This is a genomic window from Variovorax sp. F042, from assembly GCF_057814215.1.
In genome coordinates this window covers 53148-71156 of sequence record NZ_JBVASX010000008.1, presented here as the reverse complement: position 1 = coordinate 71156, position 18009 = coordinate 53148, and the positions used below count along the sequence as shown (strand labels likewise).

Here is an 18009-nt window from a genome sequence, read left to right as displayed (position 1 = left end):
ATTCGTTTTTGCAAGGGAAGAACCATGCTCACTCGACTCCAGCTCTCGCGCCGGTACTTGCCGGCCGTGGCCCTGCTCACCATGGGAAGCGCTCACGCAGCGGGCTACGTGGCCGGTGACGCCGGCAACCCCGGCCCCAACCAGCCGGGCTGGACGAGCAGCAGCGGCGGTGGCGCAGCCACGGTCTCCGGAGATGGCGCCACCGCGATCGGAGCGGGCGGCGACGGCAGCAACGGAACCGCCGGCGGAACCGGCGGCACAGGTGGAGCAGGCGCCAGCGCAAACGCGAACGGCGCGACGGCCATTGGCGGCGGCGGCACCGCCGGGCAGGGGTTCGCGGGCGGCACGGGCGGCAACGGCGGCAGCGGTGCACAAGCTTCTGCCAGCGGCGCCATCGCCGTCGGGTCGGGAGGCCAGGGCACGGACGGCTGCTGCGGCTTCAGCGGCCAGGCGGGCGGCGGCGGCGCGCAGGCATCGGGCGTCTCGGCGGTCGCCATCGGCAGTGCCTCGGGCGCCAGCCAGGGCGCCGTGGCATCGGGCAACGGCAGCACCGCCATTGGCGGCGCCTACAACGGGTCATCCGGTGCGTCGGCGCTGGCCACCGGCAGCGTGGCCGTCGGCACGGGCAGCCAGGTTGCCAGTGGCGCGACCAATAGCGCAGCCATCGGCGCCAACTCGGTCGCCACCGCGGCAAACACCGTTTCATTCGGCTCGGCGGGCCAGACGCGCACCCTCGTCAACGTCAACGCCGGCGCGGTGAACGCCACGAGCACCGATGCCGTCAATGGCAGCCAGCTCTACACCGTGCAGCAGACCGCCTCGACTGCGCAGTCCCTCGCGCAGAACTCGGCGCAGTACGGCGCGGGCGGCACATCGCTGCAACTCAACGCCAACGGCGGCGCCGGCACCACCATCAGCAACGTGAGCGCGGGTCAGGCGACCACCGATGCAGCCAACGTCGGCCAGGTGCAGCAGGCACAACAGACCGCCATCACCACGGCCAACAACTTCACCGTGCAGCAGGTGACGGCGCTGCAGACGCTGATGAACCAGGCCCTGGCCAGCGGCGTCTGCGCTGTGGGCGCTGGCGGTGCCGTGGCCTGCGGCCCCGGCGCCAGTTCCAGCGGCGCGGGCAGCACATCGATGGGCACCAACGCACAGGCCAACGGCGAGAACACCGTGGCCATCGGCAACGGGGCGCAAGCCAGCAATGCGGGCTCGGTCGCCATCGGTGCCGGCGCCAGGGCGCTGGCCGACCCAACCACCGCAGTAGGCAACAACGCCATCGCCACCGGCAACAACGCCGTGGCGCTGGGCGCCAACACATTGGCCTCGGGCAGCAACGCGGTCGCACTGGGCCAGGGCTCCGTGGCGGAGCGCGACAACACCGTGTCGGTGGGCAACGCCGCCACCGGTCAGTTGCGCGGCATCACGAATGTCGCGCCGGGGGTGCTGGGCACTGACGCAGTCAACGTCAATCAGCTGCAGCAGGCGGTGAGCAACGCGACCAGCCAGGCCAATGCATTTGCTGCGCAGGGCGTGGCCGCGGCGTTGGCCATGCCGTCGATGCCAACGCTGCCGGTGGGCAAGAAATGGATGGGCGCTGCGGTTGGCAACTATGCGGGTGCATCGGCTGTCGGCTTCGCGTTTGGGTATCAGGTCAATGACAACCTGAATCTGGGGGTGGGGGTTTCGACTGCTACGAGCAGTGGGAGCAATAACAGGGTTGCGGCTCGGGTGCAGGCGGGGTATGCGTGGTGAGAGGTGTGGAAAGAAGGACCCACAACAATCCGGCTGCGTGAGCCATATCCCTTTCGAATTCACAAAGTGGGCTACGAAGAGCTCGCCATCAATCGCAGATTCTGCACGGCCGCGCCTGCGGCACCTTTGCCCAGATTGTCGAGAACCGCGCTCAAGACGATCTGACCTGTGCGTTCATTGAATGCAACGGCCAGACTCATGTCGTTCGAGCCGTTGTGGACTTGCGGGTCCAGTTCGGTCATCGGCACAGCAGACGACATCGGCAGCACGCGCACATGCGCCGCATCGCGGTATCGTTCCGCAAGGCATTCGTGGATGCGCACGCCCGAAGCATCAGAGGGAAGCATCCGCGCGTGCAATCCGATGGTCAGCACGATGCCCTGCCGGTAGCTGCCATAGGCCGGCACGAAGATGGGCCGCTGCGCCAAGCCGCCATAGGCCTCGATTTCCGCGACGTGCTTGTGCTCGAGTGCAAGGCCATAGACCTTCAGCGAATGCGCCCCTGCGCCGCCAGCTGCGGCCTCGTGCGCTTCCGCCCCCGCCCTGCCCTGACCAGAATAGCCTGAGACGGCATGGATGACCAGCGGATAGTCGGTGGGCAACAGGCCCGCATCCGTCAACGGTCGCAGCAGGGCGACCGCGGCGGTGGGATAGCAGCCCGGATTCGTGACCCGCGGTGCCGAGGCGATACGTTCGCCTTGCTGCGCATCGAGCTCCGGCAGGCCGTAGACCCAACCCGGGCTGGTGCGGTGGGCCGAGCTGGCGTCGATGACACGCACGGCAGGGTTCTCGATCATCGCCACCGCGTCGCGCGCCGCGGCATCGGGCAGGCAAAGGATCGCGATGTCGCACTCGTTGAGAGCGGCCCGGCGGGCAGCCGCATCCTTGCGCAGGCTTGTCGGCAATGTGCGGATGCGAAATTCCCCGCCCCGCAGGCGGTTCTGCAGGTCAAGGCCGGTGGTGCCCTGGTCGCCGTCGATGAAGATATTGAGGTCCATGGAGCGCAATCGTAGGGATACGACCTCAATGGCTCCAGCTAAATATATGGAACCCCAGATTAAGAAAAGTTAAATTAGCCATATGCGGGAACTGAGCCTTGACCATCTGCGCACCCTGGTCGCCATCGCCGACCTCGGGTCCCTGGCCAATGCTGCGCGCGCCCTTCACCTGGCGGCACCCACCGTCACCGTCCAGATCGCGGAACTGGAGTCGCGCCTAGGTGGCCAGTTGCTCGTTCGCGGGCGGGGGCCCGCGCAAGCGACCGCCTTGGGAGAGCGCTTCATCGCGCGTGCCCGCAGGCTGCTGGCAGACGCGGACGACGCAGTGGAGGACGTTCGACGTCAGCTCGCCGGCCAAACGGGCCGCGTGCGGGTGGGAGCCTCGACAGGCGCCATTGCGCACCTGCTGCCGCCCGCGCTCGAACGTCTTGCCCGGAACCATCCCGGCATCGACGTGAACGTGCAGGTGCTGACCTCCAACGACAGCATGGCCCGGCTCGCCGCAGGCAGCCTCGACCTGGCGGTCGTGGCGCTGCCGCAGGCGCCTGTGCGCGGTGTTCATGTCACTCCGCTGCGGCGCGAGTCTGTCGTCGCCTTTCTGCCGGTGGACTGGAAAGCACCCAAGCGGCTTACCCCGCAGTGGCTGGCCCAGCGACCGCTGATCATGAACGACTCTTCCACACGTCTCTACCGGCTGACCGCGGAATGGTTCTCTGCGGCTGGCGTCCATTGCCGGCCGCGCATCGAGCTCAACTACAACGATGCGATCAGGACACTGGTCGCCGCCGGCTACGGAGCGGCCTTGCTGCCGGAGGAATCGCACGAGCCCGCGCGCGATCCTCGCATCGCCGTTCGCCCGCTCAGCCCGGCTCTATGGCGGCAGCTCGGTCTAGCGGTCAGCGACCGGGGTGCCAGCGGACCGACACGTTTCGTCCTGGAGGCGTTGCTGCCAGAGAAGGATTCGGCTGCTTGAGTCGGCACCGGGCCCTGGCCCGCGGTTGCTCAGACTCCTTCGATGATCCGTAGATCCCGTTCGGCGCCGTCGCCCAACGCGGCAAGCGCGGCTTGGTAGTCAGGGCTGTCATGTGCGGATGTAGCTTGCTCGAGGCTGTCGAACTCGATCAACACGGTGCGTTCGGACAGACCGAACTCGTAGACCTTGGCGGGCAGGCCACGCGCCAGAAAGCGCCCACCGCCAGCAGTGATCGCCGGGCCGGCCAGTTTTGCGTAGGCCGCAAGTTTGTCGGCGTCCTTGATGGCACGGTACGCACTGACCCAATAGGCTTTTGCCATGGTGACTTCTCTCTTGTTGCTGAATGAACAATATAGCTTCCGCTGTCCATGACCTTGCCGAGGCACGGCCGAGAAGGCCGTGCTAGGTCGGCTCGATCACCGCTGTCGTTGCATCCACCGACACCGTCGGTCGTGCGTAGCGCCACGCGATCAGCGCGCCGATGCCCAGGAACACCGCGGCAATGAAAAATGGCGCGCCTGGCAAATGCACCGGTGCGTCCGCCCCGATGAAATAACCGAAGCTGCCGGCGAACGTCGCTGGTCCGACGATACCTGCCACTGACACCAGGCTCGTCAACGCGCCCTGAACGCGACCCTGCTCACTAGCGTCGACCTGCCTGGTGAGCAGCGTCTGTGCCGCCGGTCCGGCGACCGTCAACAACGTGCCGAAAGGCAGCGCAGCCACAAGGACCCAGCCGACATCGGCGAAGCCGTAGATGACGAAGCCGAGCACGCCGCAACCCAGTCCGAACAACAGGGTGCGGTGCTCGCCGAAGCGCTTCACGCCCGGCCCGATCAACAGCACGTTGACCAGCACACTGAGCACGCCTACCAGTCCGAGCACCCAACCCACCGCGTCTTCCTTCCAGCGGTATTGGTAGTCGGCGAACAGCACGAACACGCTGGGATAGACATACTGCGCGAGGTTGACAAGGAAGATCACCACCGCCAGCCCGAACACCTGCGGGTAGCGCTTCAGCAGCACCAGCGATCCGATCGGATTGGCGTGCGACCAGTCAAACTTCCGGCTGCGCCGTTCCGAGGGCAGCGACTCCGGCAACACGAACCATCCGTAGCAGAAGTTGAGCATGGTCAGGCCGGCCGCGAACCAGAACGGCAAGCGTGAATCGATGTGGCTCAGTTGCCCGCCGAGCACCGGCCCGAGCACCAGGCCCACACCGAACGCCGCGCCCACTATGCCGTAGCTCTTGGCGCGCTCCTCCGGCGACGTCACATCGGCGATGTAGGCATTGGCTGCAGTAAGGCTGGCCGAGAACACACCGGACACCACCCGGCCGATGAACAGCCACAGCAAGCTGTTGGCCAGGGCCATGAACACAAAGTCCACGGCCAGCCCCAGGCACGACAGCAAGATCACAGGTCGCCGCCCAAAGCGATCGGACAAGGCGCCCTGAATCGGCGAGCAGATGAACTGAATAGCCGCAAACGCCGTGCCGAACACTGCGATCCAGTACGCCGCTGTTGCAGTACTGCCGCCAGCGAGGCGCTCCACCAGATGCGGCAGACCGGGAAGAATCAACCCGAACGCCAGGAAGTCGATCAGCACGGTCACGAATATGAAAGCGAGCGCGGCGCGGCGGGCGCGGGGCGCTTGAAGGGTCGAGCTCATCGCGAGTTCAACCGCTGCGGCTCAGGTACTTGCTCATCCGGGGGCGCGCCTCGCGGATGCCGCCAAGCCGGCCGAGCAGGCCATCGAATAAGCCGACCATCAGTGCAATGCACTTTCTCAAACGATCGCGCTCGAAGATCAGCATGGGCAGGATCTGCTTCAGCGTGTAGACGTTGATGAACAGAATCGCGGGAAAGGCGCGCACATGCGCCAGCGAGAGGTCGAGGGCATTGCGCGCAATGTAATAGCGGCGCACGGCCGAATAGTTGATGACGTAGATCTTCCAGCCGAACAGCGACTTCGCCTGGAGATCGCCGATCTGATGCTGAAGCACGACGTGCGGATTCAGATAGATCGGTACGTCGCAGTGCAGTGCGCGCATGCAGTAGTCGGTGTCGACGTGGTCGATCACGTAGCGCTCGTCGAAGCGACCTATCCTGGCCCAGGCCGCGCGCGAAATCAAAGAACCAGAAGAGATCAGGAAGGCGCAGCGAACCAGCGGTTCGGTGAAAGGCTTTCGCAGGTCGAACTGATAGACACGCTTGCCCTCGAGGCCGAATTGCGGGATCAGCGCGTCCAGGTTCGTGTCGTGGACGAGCGGGCCGATCAGGAAGGCAGCGCCCTCTTCGCTCTCGCCGGCATCGCCTGTGCCGCGATCGTGTTTCCTGTCTCGTGCTGCCACTGCGGCCTGGCACATGGCGTTGAAGTAGCCGGGCGGCAGTTCTGAATCCTGGTCGAGCAGAAAGAAGAGTTCAACGCCCCGCGCTTCGAGTTCGACAATGCCGCAGTTGAAGGCACCCGCGATGCCGCCACGGTTGCCGTTGTGCAGCACGGGGATCTCCGCGTCGATGAGCGCGCGATGCCAGTCGCCCACTTCTGGCGTGTTGTCGACCACACAAAGGCACGGGCACGACTGCGCGAGTGAATGGAGGTTCGTCAGTTGCCCGTCGGTGGGGAAATAGGTGACGACAACGGCACCGAACGAAAAGGACATCGCGATCTATCCAGAGTGACAGGCGTTCGGAGTGTGGGCCCGAACCGATGACAATTTCAAGCGTTGTTACGGGCGCGGATCGATATGCTGCCCCTGCGGTTGGTTTTGCGCAAAAGCGATGCGCGATCGAGCTCACCGAAGTACTAATCTGGCGCGGTGAATAGCGAGGTGAGGCTGCAAGAGTTCTTGCCTGCGTTCATAACAAAGTATGAATTTGGCTTGCCTGAGCATCCTGTCGCTCTAGCGAAGTCACGTCTATTTGAAGAATGGTGGTGCGGACATTAGACGGACACCGATCGGATAGATACGAAGAAAGTTAGTGAAGCAATCGACATCGATACCGGCTTGTAGCCGGTAGTTGCGATGCGCACCCTGGCAGACGCCAATCGAGACATTGCCGTCGGCACAGCCTATGCCGCTTTCATGCTCAGCGTGACACGAAACAGCGCGTCGTCCTGAAACTCGTAGTGCCGTGTGTTGGACCCAAAATCGCCTTTGATCCACCATTTCTCCCCAGGGCTTTCTCTGAAAGAAATTCCCTCCCGCATGAAGCCCTGCTTCGCCTCATCGAAGCTCTCATACAAGGGGATGCCCACTTCGTCACGCGCGATAGGCCTGAAACCCTCGCTGGCCGCGATATAGAGAAACACAACGTCCAGCTTCTGGTCTTGGTCGAAGCGGAACTGAAAACCGGACGCTTGTGCTGCAGCCCAATAAACATCCTCAAGATTCTCGTGTGTCCGGTCGAAGTCGTAGACGACTTGCATGTCCTGCACTTCCAACACCTCGACAACCTCGTCATCCTTCAGCTGCCGCCCCAGCAGCGATTCGAAATCCATAGAAGCTCCCTTGCTCGTTCAGTGGAAAAGAAGCCCGACGCCGCGACTTCGTTGTACTCAAGCCGCCATTGTGGGCTGAAGAAAAGTTATTCCCGCAAATCGAGACTTCCTAGCGCATTTGCTTTTCCGCACCGCGCCGCTCTTCTCTAAAACTACGCCGCAGTCGGGTTCATGGCGGCAAAGGTAGCGTCGTAGCGGCCATCCCGCTCGGCCCAACGCCGTGCCCTGTCGCGCTCGACCAGCACTTCGCCCCGGAGGTGGTCCTGCGACTCCAGCAGCTGCATGACCTCCGCCACGTACGCGGCAAGCGGCATGGCGCGCGGGTCGGATGCCTGGCTGTCGCCCGTGAGTTCCGTCTGCACATAGGGCGGCGCCAGTTCAAGCACTTCGACCGGAACATTGCGCAGCTGATGGCGCAGCGATTGAAGCCAGGAGTGCACGAACGCCTTGCTGGCGCAATAGGTCGGAAAATCGGCCCGGGGCACGAAGGCAAGGTTGGAGCTGGTCGCCATGATTGCCGCGTCTGGCTGCCTTTTCAGCAGCGGCAGGAGCGCCGCCGTCACCCGCAGCACGCCCATGATGTTCGTCTCCACGATAGCCTGGGCAGCAGAAACATCCCAGCCGTCTGCGGCCATGTTCTCCGCCCGCGAGATGCCGGCGTTGGCGACGAGCACATTGAGTTCGGAAAAGCGCGCACGAACGTCTTCGGCGAGACGAGGCAACGAGGCCGGGTCATCGAGATCGAGCGGCATCCCGACCATGCCCGGCCGGCCCGCCGTTATTTCATCGAGCAGGGCCTGCCGTCGCCCCGAGACGATGACGCGATTGCCGCGGTCGTAAAAAGCTTCGGCGAGCGCACGGCCGATGCCGCTGGTTCCGCCGGTGATGAGGATCGTGTTGCCGGTCATTTTCATGATTCGCTACTCCTTGTTGTGTTGAGGTCGTATGCAGGTGACGTGACAGCGCATTCGCCTCGTCCTTGAAAGGATCGGCGATGCGGCTTGTGAAAGGAAAAGATGGACGAGTCCAGCGCCAGTCGACCGAGGATCAGTGCGACAAGCGTGGCAACGGGGTCAGGATGAGGGAAGTGATGTCATGCCAAAGGCTCCTTTACTGCGTCGAGACACTCCCTGCTGGGATCCTCTCGACAAAGGACGCGTTGGATGACGGTAACGCCTACGACAGTGCCGTGGAGGCGACTGCGGGGGCGACTATAAGCGTGGCGCTGCGCTGTCGTCAATGCTTCATCAGTGCCGGCCTTTGACCGCCACTCCGGTAGTTACACCCCGCCGATCACAAAGAACAATTTCGCCATCGTAAATTCGCCGGAGACTGGCCACTTGAAGGCGGAGAGCCGTCGCGTAATACGCTCGTCCTGCATGCCGTTGACCGTGAACGCCACCTGCTCCACCTTCCCCTTGACGATCAGGACAACCAGCTTCGCCCATTGCAGTTCCTTTGTCGGGGAGGTGTTCCGCAACTCCGCCGCGATCAACTGCTCGATCTGCTTCTGGGTGGCCTCATTGATCGACACACCCCGCTGCCCCCACTCGGACAAGAAAATCCGGCGCCGAGTGCCATTGATCTCCCATGCATCCTTTCTGACATGGGAGTCGGAATGATCGAAGAGCTCCGCGTAGATCGGGTGCAACGTCGTAAGACAGAAGTTCTGCAGCGAGTCTTTGAACGCGTCCTCGGCGCTGCTCCCTATGCCTGCGACGAAATCATCGAGCCGACGTCCATCCTTGAACGTGATGGAAACCCGGGATTCGACCGAGTACAACTTGCTGGAGGAAAACTCCTTTGCCTCATGGATCTCACCGTCGAGAAGTACCCCTTGCGCGGGGAAGAAAAGCCCATTCGGCTTCTTCTCGAATTTCGTGAAGTTGTGGGCCTTGAGCCAGAGTTCGAAATAGGAGTTGACGTACTCGCGCCCCTGTCCTGCGTGTGCCACGCTGCTCAATAACACGATGAGGGTTGCGAGAAGACGGATCACAGGGTGCATTGAATTACCCTTTCCCCTGAAGTTTTGACTAGCAAATTCTGGCCAGGTCGCAACGCCCTTCTCCAGAGGTGGCACCACAAGCTCAAAGCGGCCTCCTCAACCCGGAATATTCGGCTCGACCAACTGGGCCAGTGCCACAAGCGACTCCTGCCAGCCCAGGTAGCACATCTCGACAGGAATCACGTCGGGGATGCCCTCCTGCGCAACGGACATTTCAGTGCCGCACGACACTGGAGTCAGCGTCACGGTGGTCTTCATGGTGCCAGGCAGATTGGGGTCGTCGAAAGTGGCGTCGTATGCAATGCGCTGGCCGGGGACGAGCTCCAGATACTTCCCGCCGAACGAGTGGCTGTGGCCCGTACCAAAGGCGGTGAACGACATGCGCCAGGCGCCCCCGACCACGGGCTCCATGCTGTGGACTTTTCCGGTGAATCCGAATGGTGGCAGCCAGCGCTCGAAAGCACCGGGCTCCACGAAGGCACGGTAGAGCCGGTCCGGCGGAGTGCGCAGCACGCGGTGCAGACGGACAGTGTTGGTAGCCATGATTGTGTTCTCCTGAAGTGAAGAGGATGAGCCTTGTTTCGAGGCTCACGGAAAGGAACGGCCCTGGTCGGCAGGCGTCTTTGCAATGAACGCCTGCTTGTCGTTGCGGTTGAATCCGGCCGACTCGTAGAACTGGAAGGTCGCTTCATCCTTCCTGCCGGTCATCAGCATGACCTTGTAGCAGCCTTGCGACCACGCAAAGGACAAGGCCTCTGCAAGCACCGCCTTGCCATGTCCCTGCTTGCGATGGTCGGCGTGGGTCACGACGTTCTCGATCACGCCATAGGGCCTGCAGCCGCGGGTGAGATTCGGGACGACGGTGAGGGCGCAGCTTGCGATGAGCTTGCCGCCCACATAACCGCCGAAGTATTTGTAGCGAGGGTTGCCCAGCAGTTCCTGCCAGACGGCCTCGACAGTTGCGGCGTCGGGCAAGGGGTCATCGGCGTCGTGAAGATACTTGTACAAGGCCAGAAGGTCCTTGAGTTCTGAAGCACCAATTTGATGAACTTCCATGCATCCTTCCTTTGTCGAGGCCTTTGGAATCTGCGCCTCTATCTCCTTGATCACGGCCTCTTTCTCCCGGTTGTAGACCTGGGGGTTGGCCGGGTCTACCGCATGGGCGCGATCCTTCGCTTCTTCGTACCTTCTGCGCAGATCCGGGCGGCGGCTGAGTATGTCGATGAAGGCCAGCGAATCCTTGTGAACAGGATCGCCGCGATGGCAGATGTGGATGTTGACGTTGAAGCGCCGCCCTTCATGTAAGACGGAGGCGCAGACATACGGCTTCTCATCCCTGTCGACCCAGACCGGCCGACGGTGGAAGCCGATGCGCTCGAACGCCCTCTGCTCTTCCCGAAGGTCATCGCGGGAGGTGATCGCCGTGATGTCGATCATCGGCTTGCCACGCAGTCCGACCACCGCCGTGCTCCCGATGTGCACGAGTTCCACGCTGGCCAAATGCATGCACACGTACTCCTTCACCCCGGCGAAGACTCGGGCGTATGCAAGGTCATACGGGACGATATTCCGGTGCTCAAGGCCTTCGTCGAATGCGTCGATCTTCATGGCTCGTTCCGATGATTACCGCGAGGACTCAGCCTTCGGCAAAGAACTGGCTGGGCGTCTGGTCGAATTGCTTGCGGAACATTGTGGCAAAGGCACTGGGGCTTTCGTAACCCAGCGCAAGGGCAACGTCGATGACTTTCTCGCCGGCCGCCAGCAGCTCCAGCGCTCGCAGCAGCCGAGCTTGCTGCCGCCATTGACCGAAGGTCATGCCGGTCTCGTTCACGAACAGGCGCTGGATGGTCTTCACGTTCACCGCAAGGCGCCGCGCCCAATCAGCCATGGTGGAGGAGTCGTCCAGTCGTTGCTGCAGCAGTTCGCAGATCTGCAGCAGCCGCGGGTCGGACGGCATGTGCAGGTGCAGCGGCAGCACCGGCAAGGCACGCAGCTCATCCAGAATCAAGCGCATGACGCGACCGTCGCGGGTGCCGGGCACGTAAGGCTGCTGCACCTCCATGGCGGCTCGGATGAGTTCGCGCAGCAGGGGCGATATGCCCACGGCCCGGGTCTCGCCCAGCAGTTTGGGGGCAGCATCGGTCGCCACCTGCAGGCTGCGCATGTGCACTTCTCCGATGCAGCGGATCTCGTGGGTCATGCCGGCCAGCATCCAGATGGCGCGAGTGGGTGGCACCACCCAGCGGCCCGCCCGGGCCTGCACCACCATTACGCCGCGCACGGCATAGATCAACTGGTGCTTGGTGTGCGCATGCGGTTCGATGTACCAGCCGCTTGGGTAGTCCGTGGCCCGGCCGGTGACGGGCGTCGGCGCGTCGTCGATCTCCTTGAGCACCTGAGGCAGGGCCTTGGGCTTGCGAGATGAGTCCATGTCCTTTTCGCGAGGGTTTCTGGTGGATTGGCGCGAGACAGGCGCAGCGGTGCTTTCGATAATTCTCCCATGACAACCTCCGCAGCAGCATCCTTGGACGCCAGCGCCACGCCGACCGGCGCGGCCAGCGATCCGGCCTCTCTTTCTCAAAAATCCAAGCCGGCCTTCGGCATCCTCGCCGGCATCAGCAGCTCGCACATGATCAACGACATGATGCAGTCGCTGATCCTGGCGATGTATCCCATCCTGAAGGGCGAGTTCTCGTTGAGCTTTACCCAGATCGGGCTGATCACGCTGACCTATCAGCTGACCGCATCGCTGCTGCAGCCGCTGGTGGGCCTGTTCACCGACCGCCGGCCGCAACCGTATTCGCTGCCCTTCGGAATGATGTCCACGCTGATTGGCCTGATGCTGCTGGCCTTCGCGCCCAGCTTCGGCTTCGTGCTGCTGGCCGCGGCATTCGTGGGCATCGGCTCGTCCATCTTCCATCCGGAGTCGTCGCGCATCGCGCGGCTGGCCTCGGGAGGGCAGCACGGCTTCGCGCAATCGGTGTTCCAGGTGGGCGGCAATACGGGCACGGCCATCGGGCCGCTGCTGGCTGCTGCCGTCATCGTGCCCTTCGGCCAGCGCAGCGTGGCCTGGTTCGGGCTGGCGGCATTGCTGGGCATCGTCCTGCTGCTGCAGGTGAGCCGCTGGTATGCCGCGCACCATGTCGCCACGGCCGGCCGCAAGAAGCCGGCCGCCGCGGCGCCGTATCCGCCCAAGGTGGTGATGGGCGCCATCGCGGTGCTGCTGGTGCTGATCTTCTCCAAGTACTTCTACGTGGCGGGCATCAGCAGCTTCTATACGTTCTACCTGATGGAGCGCTTCGGCCTGACGGTGCAGAACGCGCAACTGCACCTGTTCTTCTTCCTCTTCGCCTCGGCGCTGGGCACGCTGCTTGGTGGACCCGTTGGCGATCGCATCGGCCGCAAACCGGTGATCTGGGTATCCATTCTTGGCGTGGCGCCGTTCGCGCTCCTGCTGCCGCACGCCGATCTTTTCTGGACTACGGCGCTGACCGTCGTGATCGGACTCGTGCTGTCCTCGGCCTTCTCTGCAATCCTGGTCTATGCGCAGGAACTGATGCCGGGCAAGGTGGGCATGGTGTCGGGGCTGTTCTTCGGCTTCGCGTTCGGAATGGGCGGGTTGGGCGCCGCAGTGCTGGGCATCTTCGCGGACCACACCAGCATCGCCTTCGTCTACCAGACCATCGCCTACCTGCCCCTGCTGGGCGTGGTGGCGGCTCTGCTGCCCAAGGGCACCCGGCGGGACTGATCGATGGAAGAAGGGGGACCGGCTTGCGCTGCTAATCGATGAACCTTGCAACGATGTCCTCGAATGACGGCAGGTCCATCGGTGTGTGGCCGCCCGGATAGCCCTTCACGCTCAGCTGCAGGCCCTTGTAGTTGCGACTGGCGATCTGGTCGTACATCGCGGTGATCACCGTTCCTCCGACGTTGCCGATGCCATATCCGAGCAGCAAGGTCACGGGGATGTCCCGCCCGCTGCTGCTCGCGTACATCTGGCTTTCGAGCGGATCGATCTGGTCGTGTGCGCCGTTGAAGGGCGCCTCGGAAGAGAAGAAATACTGGAAGGTGAATTGGCTCGCACCTTCCATGAAGAAGGCGCATGCGACAAAGATGCCGCCGTTCGACAAGCCCGAGAGCATGCGCTTGGCCGGGTTGGCACGGTAGTTCGACTCGACGTACGGCACCAGCTGGCCGGTGAGGAAGTCGTGGTACGCCTTGGCACCCGGCATCAGATAGTCGGTGTTGCGGCGCGCGGTGCCGCCGATGCCAACGACGATCGCCTTCTTGCCCGCCGCCTCGAGGATGTCCGTGAAGTTCTTGAAGCGCGTCACGCTGTTGTTGTAGACAGCGTCGCCATCGGTGATGTAGATCGCGGGATAGGACGACGTTGCGCTGTCGTATCCGGCCGGCAGATAGAACTGGATGGGATAGGTCGCGCCCGTGGCATCCGACTTCATCGAGATGCTGACCACCCGGCCGCTCGAGGTGTTCGCGGGCGGCGGTGTGGTGACTGCAGGAGCTACGGGCAATACCGCTGCGCCGCCCCCTCCGCCTCCTCCGCCGCAGCCTGAAAGCTCCAGCAGCAGGGCACAACCTGCCGTGAACATGAGCCTGCGAAGAATCCCTCTTGTCTCCATGTCGCGTTCCTTGATGATGGTTTTAGTGGAAGCCAGACTGTCAACCGCGGTCGCCGACGGATCTTAGTGGCAGCGTCGATCTGCTCAACGGAACGACCTGTACCTCTGTACCTATTCGGCGATCCACTTCCCCGTGACTTCATCGAGAACAGGCACTGGCTCGGAAAGCGGGCTGGCGGCGGCCGCATCAACCGCCGGTTCATGAACCACCGCCCATCCAAAGCTCGCTGACAGCGCACCCGTGTCACCATCCTGCGAGACGCCGAACATACCCGCCACAAATCGCAGCTCTTTCTTCGAGCCGTTCAGCAGATCGATGCAGCGCACGGGCGCGCTAGCCAGCGCCTGCGGCACCGCATGGATGCCAGGGCCTTCTGATGGCACGTCGTAACGCAGCCATCCCGTGCGCGCATTCGCAGCGTCGAAGTGCGCCTTCCAGTTGCCCAGGTACTTGTTTGGCCCAAGCGCCTTGGTTCTCCAATCGACGATCAGGTAGGGGAACAAGGTAACGATCCAGCCGGTCAGCTCAGAGGGACCCGAACCGCTCTGGTAGCGAAAGAAAGAGCGCCAGAAATCGATGTCGACCTCGCCCGCTGCAGCGCGCTGAATCTTGTCCAGAACACCGCAGAGCGTTTCACCCCACTCCTCGAGCCCGTAGGTCGCGAGCTCCTTCACACGCGGGATCATCGAAGCCCAGTCTTCCGGTGTGCCGAGCAGCGTGATCTCAGGAATGCCGCAACCGCAGCGCACCTCATAGTCGAAGTACCCCTCGAAAGTTTCCATCAGGCACACGTCGAACGCGGCTGCCTCGGTAGGTGTGGTGGTCGAGAAGCGGGCACTGACAACGCCCTTCAGTTCGCCCACATGTTCACCGATCTGAGCGGAGAAAGCATCGAAGACTTCGGGCCATGGGTTCGGCTGGCCGAGAACGAAGTCTGCTCTTTCAACAACGAGTGTTTTCTTGCCTTCATGCGCGACGAATCGTGACCGGAGCGCTTCAACGTTCTGCCCCACATGCGTCGCAAAACCCTGGGCAATGCAGAACCAGATGTCGTCTGCTCGGATGACCAGGGGATGGTGATCGTAGAAAGCGTCGTGCGCTGCCTTCACCAAGGCATGCTGTGTATCGCATGAGACGAGACGAGAGGCCGCGCAGTACAGGTCTTCGACAGGCTTGGCGAGCAGGCTGCGGATGCTTTCCTGCGCATCGAGCGTCTCGCATGGCCCGCCACGGGCCACATCGGAAACCGCGAATTTCTTCATGTCTTGATCCCTTGTTTCATCTAGTTTTTTTACCAATGCGCAGATGCGTACGAACCGCTCGGACGCGCATTCGACAAATTCAAAGCCTATCCCACACCTGGCCCAACCCAACCAGATGGACGATGCCGAACACGAGGCAGATCGCCGAACTCCACACCCAGAAGGCCGTCAACCGCTGCCGGTCGAAGACGAACAGCGCCAATGCGACGAGTCCGCGCAGCAGGTACACCGCGGTGATCACGGGCAACACGAACGCCAGCAGCGGCAGTGGTTGCAGCACTCCGGCCCCCGAGAGTGCATACGCCGCCCACACCCCCAGCACGCACGCGATCAGCAACGTGACGATGGGTGGATACAGGTGCCCGGCCGCCGCACCTGCGGCCATGCGCTCGCCCGCGCCAAAGAAGCGATACCACGCGGGCCCACCAAAGATCACGCAGATATGCAGCAGTGCGGCGATGGCGCTGAGTGCGGCGCCGACGATCAAGGGAATGTTGTAGGGCATGACGTCTTTCAAAGACGATTGACGGGCTGCAGCGCGCGCACCATGTCACGCGTCGGACCGAAGGCACCGTAGCGCACGGCAAGGCCGCTCAGGGTCTCGACGCGCTCGACCCACTCCTGCGGCGTGGCGATGGCGCCGGGCTCGTACAGTGGCTGCACGCCTTGTAGCTGTTGCGTCAGGGTGTGCTGGTGATCGAGGTTTGGCGTCTCGCTGCAAGGCAGCGAGTCGAGCCTCGAACCATCTGCGCTGCGATAGCCCGAGCACCAGCGCAGGTTCGATCCTTCGATGCCGTCGAGATGGCTCGCCACCAACCCATCGAGCTTGCCGACCGCATCGAGTGCATACCGCAGCAGCACCGCGTCCGGGTGCCCTCGCCGAAACGCCCCTTGCCAGCCGTCATCGGCGTTGTGCGGCTCGGCCAGCCGCGCGTCGAGTGCGTGGTCGTGCGTGGGAAGCGGGCCTGAGCCGTGGCGCGTGAGGTAGGTGCGCAGCACGCCGAGGTGCTGCACGGGCGCATCGATGCCCACGTCTCGCAGCTCGGCTTCGACCGCTGTGGTCGAGATGGTGCTCCACGTGGTGTGCGGATGAAACCCGCGCCACTCGTCGAGCAGCACGCCCTGAGCTCCTTCGAAAATCACGGTGCCGGGCTGCGCGAGGCGTTCAGCGATGCGGTCCGTACTCGCAGGCGGCGACTGCTTAAGGCACGGCGCCACGGCATCGAGCCAGCGCCGTGCGAGCGTGTCGTCGTGGAGCATGGCGAGTTCCTGCGCGGCATCTGCATGCGAGGGAACTGCGTTGGTTGCGAACTCGCGCAGCAACGTGGTGCGCGAGGCTTCCAGTTTTTCAAGCGCGCGTGCGGGCTGCAGCAAGTCGCCGTAGTGCAGGGCTTCGTTAGGTGAAGCAAGCGCGTGCCGCACGGTCTCGCCAACACCCACGCCACAACTGCCATGCGCGCCCTCCCCTCGCACCCATTCGCGCAACCGCCCCGCAGCCTGGTGGAAAGGCGTGGTCACGCGGCAGCGTGCGTCGATCAGCAAACGCGAGAAGGCGTCTTCCACACCCACGCGGCGCAATGCCGCTTCCTCTACGCGCAGTGCCGTCGGGTGCACCACCACCGGGCTCGCGAGCACAGTGCCCACGCCCGCATGAAAACTGCCAGCACCGAATTGCGAGAAGGTATGGTGCCGCCCGTCGGCCAGCACCACGTTGTGCCCGGCCTGCGCGCCGCCGTTGAAGCGCACGACGGTGTGGGCTTGCAGCGTGCCGCAAAGGTGATCGGTAAAGAGCCCCTTGCCGCAGTCTCCAAATCCAAGGCCCAGCAGCGAGACGTAGCGCGTGGCGGCAGTCACACGGCCATCAGCCGAAAAGCCGCTTCCACCACGACGAACGCGGGCCCGCGGCCGCGGTGGCCACAGCCGGCGGTGCGCGGCGCGATGCGCTCGGGTCGAGCAGCGCGGCATAGCCGTCGAGCGCATGCAGCACGCCGCCGACACGTTCCTTGGCCATGCCTGTGCCGCTCATCACGCCGGCCAGCGCTTCGAGGCTGGGCACGGCCTTCTCGGTAAGGGCGACGATGCCGGCCGCCACGGCGCAGGCGTCGTCGGGCGAATCCATGCAGATGACGTGATCGCCCAGCAGTTCGCGCCAGCGCGGTTCGCAACGGCGGCGGCGCTGGGCATCGGGAATCAGGAAGAACAGGTTGGTGGTCTCGGCCGCGGCGGCGATGACTTCTTCGATGGGAATGTCCTCGTCGAGCTTCTCGCCGACGAGGCCTTCGACCTGGTGGCGCGAGACTGCCGGGTACGGCAGCTCGTCGCCGGTAACGAACAGGTAGCCGCGCTTCTTGCGCTTGACCCAGCAGTCCATGTCGGTGTGCTGCGCCATGACGTAGAAGGCCAGCTCGTAGCTCTCTTCGCCGGTGCCGCCGCCACCACCTTCGAGATAGCTCCAGGTGAGCCACTGGTCCATGAGGTTTGCGGTCGACTCGAACTGGCCGACCTGCAGCGGCGCGTGGTCGGAGGTGGCGTCGCCGATAGCCATGAACATGAGCTGCGGGTCTGCCACGCCGCAGTCGGTCAGCAGCTTCATGAAGGTGGGCAGCTCGCGGCGCGCCAAGGTCTGGGGGATGTCGCCCATGGAGCCGGTGACGTCGAGCGCGAAGACGATGCCCAGCGAGTTGGGGTGGTCGGCGTTGTCGCGCGACTCACGCACCTTCAGGCCCTTCGGGTTCATCAGCGGGTGGGTGGAGCGCTGCGTGAAAACCTCGGCGCCAGGCTTGGCGGCGCGATCGGCAATGAGCGCCGTGTGGGCGGCGTGCGAGTAGTTTCCGTATCCCATGAGCTTTTCTTCCTTGATGACTG

Annotated in this window: 18 protein-coding genes; 3 read left to right on the top strand and 15 right to left on the bottom strand. The window is 63.5% G+C overall.

What is annotated here, in order from left to right; genetic code table 11:
* Positions 1 to 24 precede the first annotated feature (24 nt).
* Complete coding sequence (locus ACZYSP_RS23065) at positions 25 to 1761, top strand: YadA family autotransporter adhesin (RefSeq protein WP_489016786.1); 1737 nt, start codon at positions 25 to 27, stop codon at positions 1759 to 1761.
* Between the two features lie 71 nt (positions 1762 to 1832).
* Here ACZYSP_RS23065 and argC read toward each other — a convergent pair whose 3' ends face one another.
* Complete coding sequence (gene argC, locus ACZYSP_RS23060) at positions 1833 to 2759, bottom strand: N-acetyl-gamma-glutamyl-phosphate reductase (RefSeq protein ID WP_489016784.1); 927 nt, start codon at positions 2757 to 2759, stop codon at positions 1833 to 1835.
* Between the two features lie 82 nt (positions 2760 to 2841).
* On the opposite strand from argC, the gene ACZYSP_RS23055 reads away from it, so the two are divergent.
* Positions 2842 to 3732, top strand: coding sequence for a LysR family transcriptional regulator (locus ACZYSP_RS23055; RefSeq protein ID WP_489016782.1), 891 nt, complete (start codon positions 2842 to 2844; stop codon positions 3730 to 3732).
* Positions 3733 to 3761: 29 nt separating this feature from the next.
* Here the strand turns inward: ACZYSP_RS23055 and ACZYSP_RS23050 are convergent, their stop codons facing one another.
* The 9 genes from ACZYSP_RS23050 to ACZYSP_RS23010 all read right to left on the bottom strand — a co-directional run bounded on the left by ACZYSP_RS23050 (position 3762) and on the right by ACZYSP_RS23010 (position 11672).
* The gene (locus tag ACZYSP_RS23050; protein ID WP_093058471.1) at positions 3762 to 4052 is read right to left on the bottom strand and encodes a DUF1330 domain-containing protein; all 291 of its coding nucleotides are present in this window, start codon (positions 4050 to 4052) and stop codon (positions 3762 to 3764) included.
* An 82-nt stretch (positions 4053 to 4134) separates the two neighbouring features.
* Positions 4135 to 5403: a TCR/Tet family MFS transporter gene (locus tag ACZYSP_RS23045; RefSeq protein ID WP_489016779.1), complete on the bottom strand. Its 1269-nt coding sequence runs from the start codon at positions 5401 to 5403 to the stop codon at positions 4135 to 4137.
* A gap of 7 nt (positions 5404 to 5410) precedes the next feature.
* A complete protein-coding gene (locus tag ACZYSP_RS23040) occupies positions 5411 to 6397 on the bottom strand; it encodes a glycosyltransferase family 2 protein (protein ID WP_489016777.1) in 987 nt (328 codons plus the stop codon).
* Positions 6398 to 6807: 410 nt separating this feature from the next.
* The gene (locus tag ACZYSP_RS23035) at positions 6808 to 7236 is read right to left on the bottom strand and encodes a hypothetical protein (RefSeq protein WP_426389650.1); all 429 of its coding nucleotides are present in this window, start codon (positions 7234 to 7236) and stop codon (positions 6808 to 6810) included.
* Between the two features lie 152 nt (positions 7237 to 7388).
* Entirely contained in the window at positions 7389 to 8150 is a 762-nt protein-coding gene (locus ACZYSP_RS23030) for an SDR family oxidoreductase (RefSeq protein ID WP_489016775.1), read from the bottom strand.
* A 365-nt stretch (positions 8151 to 8515) separates the two neighbouring features.
* The gene (locus ACZYSP_RS23025) at positions 8516 to 9241 is read right to left on the bottom strand and encodes a DUF6348 family protein (RefSeq protein WP_093058480.1); all 726 of its coding nucleotides are present in this window, start codon (positions 9239 to 9241) and stop codon (positions 8516 to 8518) included.
* Between the two features lie 96 nt (positions 9242 to 9337).
* Positions 9338 to 9784, bottom strand: coding sequence for an SRPBCC family protein (locus ACZYSP_RS23020; protein WP_489016772.1), 447 nt, complete (start codon positions 9782 to 9784; stop codon positions 9338 to 9340).
* A 45-nt stretch (positions 9785 to 9829) separates the two neighbouring features.
* Positions 9830 to 10849, bottom strand: a complete 1020-nt coding sequence (locus tag ACZYSP_RS23015) for a GNAT family N-acetyltransferase (RefSeq protein ID WP_489016770.1) — start codon at positions 10847 to 10849, stop codon at positions 9830 to 9832.
* Positions 10850 to 10877: 28 nt separating this feature from the next.
* The gene (locus ACZYSP_RS23010; protein ID WP_093058483.1) at positions 10878 to 11672 is read right to left on the bottom strand and encodes an AraC family transcriptional regulator; all 795 of its coding nucleotides are present in this window, start codon (positions 11670 to 11672) and stop codon (positions 10878 to 10880) included.
* Positions 11673 to 11741: 69 nt separating this feature from the next.
* Between ACZYSP_RS23010 and ACZYSP_RS23005 the strand changes: the two genes are divergently transcribed.
* Entirely contained in the window at positions 11742 to 12989 is a 1248-nt protein-coding gene (locus ACZYSP_RS23005) for an MFS transporter (RefSeq protein ID WP_093080793.1), read from the top strand.
* A gap of 31 nt (positions 12990 to 13020) precedes the next feature.
* Here the strand turns inward: ACZYSP_RS23005 and ACZYSP_RS23000 are convergent, their stop codons facing one another.
* The 5 genes from ACZYSP_RS23000 to ACZYSP_RS22980 all read right to left on the bottom strand — a co-directional run bounded on the left by ACZYSP_RS23000 (position 13021) and on the right by ACZYSP_RS22980 (position 17986).
* Complete coding sequence (locus tag ACZYSP_RS23000) at positions 13021 to 13881, bottom strand: alpha/beta hydrolase (RefSeq protein WP_489016767.1); 861 nt, start codon at positions 13879 to 13881, stop codon at positions 13021 to 13023.
* A gap of 111 nt (positions 13882 to 13992) precedes the next feature.
* On the bottom strand, positions 13993 to 15144 hold the full coding sequence (locus ACZYSP_RS22995) for a DUF4419 domain-containing protein (protein ID WP_489016765.1): 1152 nt from the start codon (positions 15142 to 15144) through the stop codon (positions 13993 to 13995).
* 79 nt (positions 15145 to 15223) lie between these two features.
* Entirely contained in the window at positions 15224 to 15649 is a 426-nt protein-coding gene (locus ACZYSP_RS22990; protein WP_489016763.1) for a hypothetical protein, read from the bottom strand.
* 8 nt (positions 15650 to 15657) lie between these two features.
* A complete protein-coding gene (locus ACZYSP_RS22985) occupies positions 15658 to 16998 on the bottom strand; it encodes an adenylosuccinate synthetase (protein ID WP_489016761.1) in 1341 nt (446 codons plus the stop codon).
* A gap of 7 nt (positions 16999 to 17005) precedes the next feature.
* Entirely contained in the window at positions 17006 to 17986 is a 981-nt protein-coding gene (locus ACZYSP_RS22980) for a VWA domain-containing protein (protein ID WP_435460157.1), read from the bottom strand.
* Between the last annotated feature and the right edge of the window lie 23 nt (positions 17987 to 18009).

Excerpts from the sequence above, each read along its gene's own strand:
- ACZYSP_RS23030 (WP_489016775.1), bottom strand. The coding sequence starts at position 8,150 with ATGAAAATGACCGGCAACACGATCCTCATCACCGGCGGAACCAGCGGC.
- ACZYSP_RS22995 (WP_489016765.1), bottom strand. The coding sequence starts at position 15,144 with ATGAAGAAATTCGCGGTTTCCGATGTGGCCCGTGGCGGGCCATGCGAG.
- ACZYSP_RS23025 (WP_093058480.1), bottom strand. The coding sequence starts at position 9,241 with ATGCACCCTGTGATCCGTCTTCTCGCAACCCTCATCGTGTTATTGAGC.
- ACZYSP_RS23010 (WP_093058483.1), bottom strand. The coding sequence starts at position 11,672 with ATGGACTCATCTCGCAAGCCCAAGGCCCTGCCTCAGGTGCTCAAGGAG.
- argC (WP_489016784.1), bottom strand. The coding sequence starts at position 2,759 with ATGGACCTCAATATCTTCATCGACGGCGACCAGGGCACCACCGGCCTT.
- ACZYSP_RS23015 (WP_489016770.1), bottom strand. The coding sequence starts at position 10,849 with ATGAAGATCGACGCATTCGACGAAGGCCTTGAGCACCGGAATATCGTC.
- ACZYSP_RS23045 (WP_489016779.1), bottom strand. The coding sequence starts at position 5,403 with ATGAGCTCGACCCTTCAAGCGCCCCGCGCCCGCCGCGCCGCGCTCGCT.
- ACZYSP_RS23065 (WP_489016786.1), top strand. The coding sequence starts at position 25 with ATGCTCACTCGACTCCAGCTCTCGCGCCGGTACTTGCCGGCCGTGGCC.
- ACZYSP_RS23005 (WP_093080793.1), top strand. The coding sequence starts at position 11,742 with ATGACAACCTCCGCAGCAGCATCCTTGGACGCCAGCGCCACGCCGACC.
- ACZYSP_RS22980 (WP_435460157.1), bottom strand. The coding sequence starts at position 17,986 with ATGGGATACGGAAACTACTCGCACGCCGCCCACACGGCGCTCATTGCC.
- ACZYSP_RS23055 (WP_489016782.1), top strand. The coding sequence starts at position 2,842 with ATGCGGGAACTGAGCCTTGACCATCTGCGCACCCTGGTCGCCATCGCC.
- ACZYSP_RS22990 (WP_489016763.1), bottom strand. The coding sequence starts at position 15,649 with ATGCCCTACAACATTCCCTTGATCGTCGGCGCCGCACTCAGCGCCATC.
- ACZYSP_RS23020 (WP_489016772.1), bottom strand. The coding sequence starts at position 9,784 with ATGGCTACCAACACTGTCCGTCTGCACCGCGTGCTGCGCACTCCGCCG.
- ACZYSP_RS23040 (WP_489016777.1), bottom strand. The coding sequence starts at position 6,397 with ATGTCCTTTTCGTTCGGTGCCGTTGTCGTCACCTATTTCCCCACCGAC.
- ACZYSP_RS23050 (WP_093058471.1), bottom strand. The coding sequence starts at position 4,052 with ATGGCAAAAGCCTATTGGGTCAGTGCGTACCGTGCCATCAAGGACGCC.
- ACZYSP_RS23035 (WP_426389650.1), bottom strand. The coding sequence starts at position 7,236 with ATGGATTTCGAATCGCTGCTGGGGCGGCAGCTGAAGGATGACGAGGTT.
- ACZYSP_RS23000 (WP_489016767.1), bottom strand. The coding sequence starts at position 13,881 with ATGGAGACAAGAGGGATTCTTCGCAGGCTCATGTTCACGGCAGGTTGT.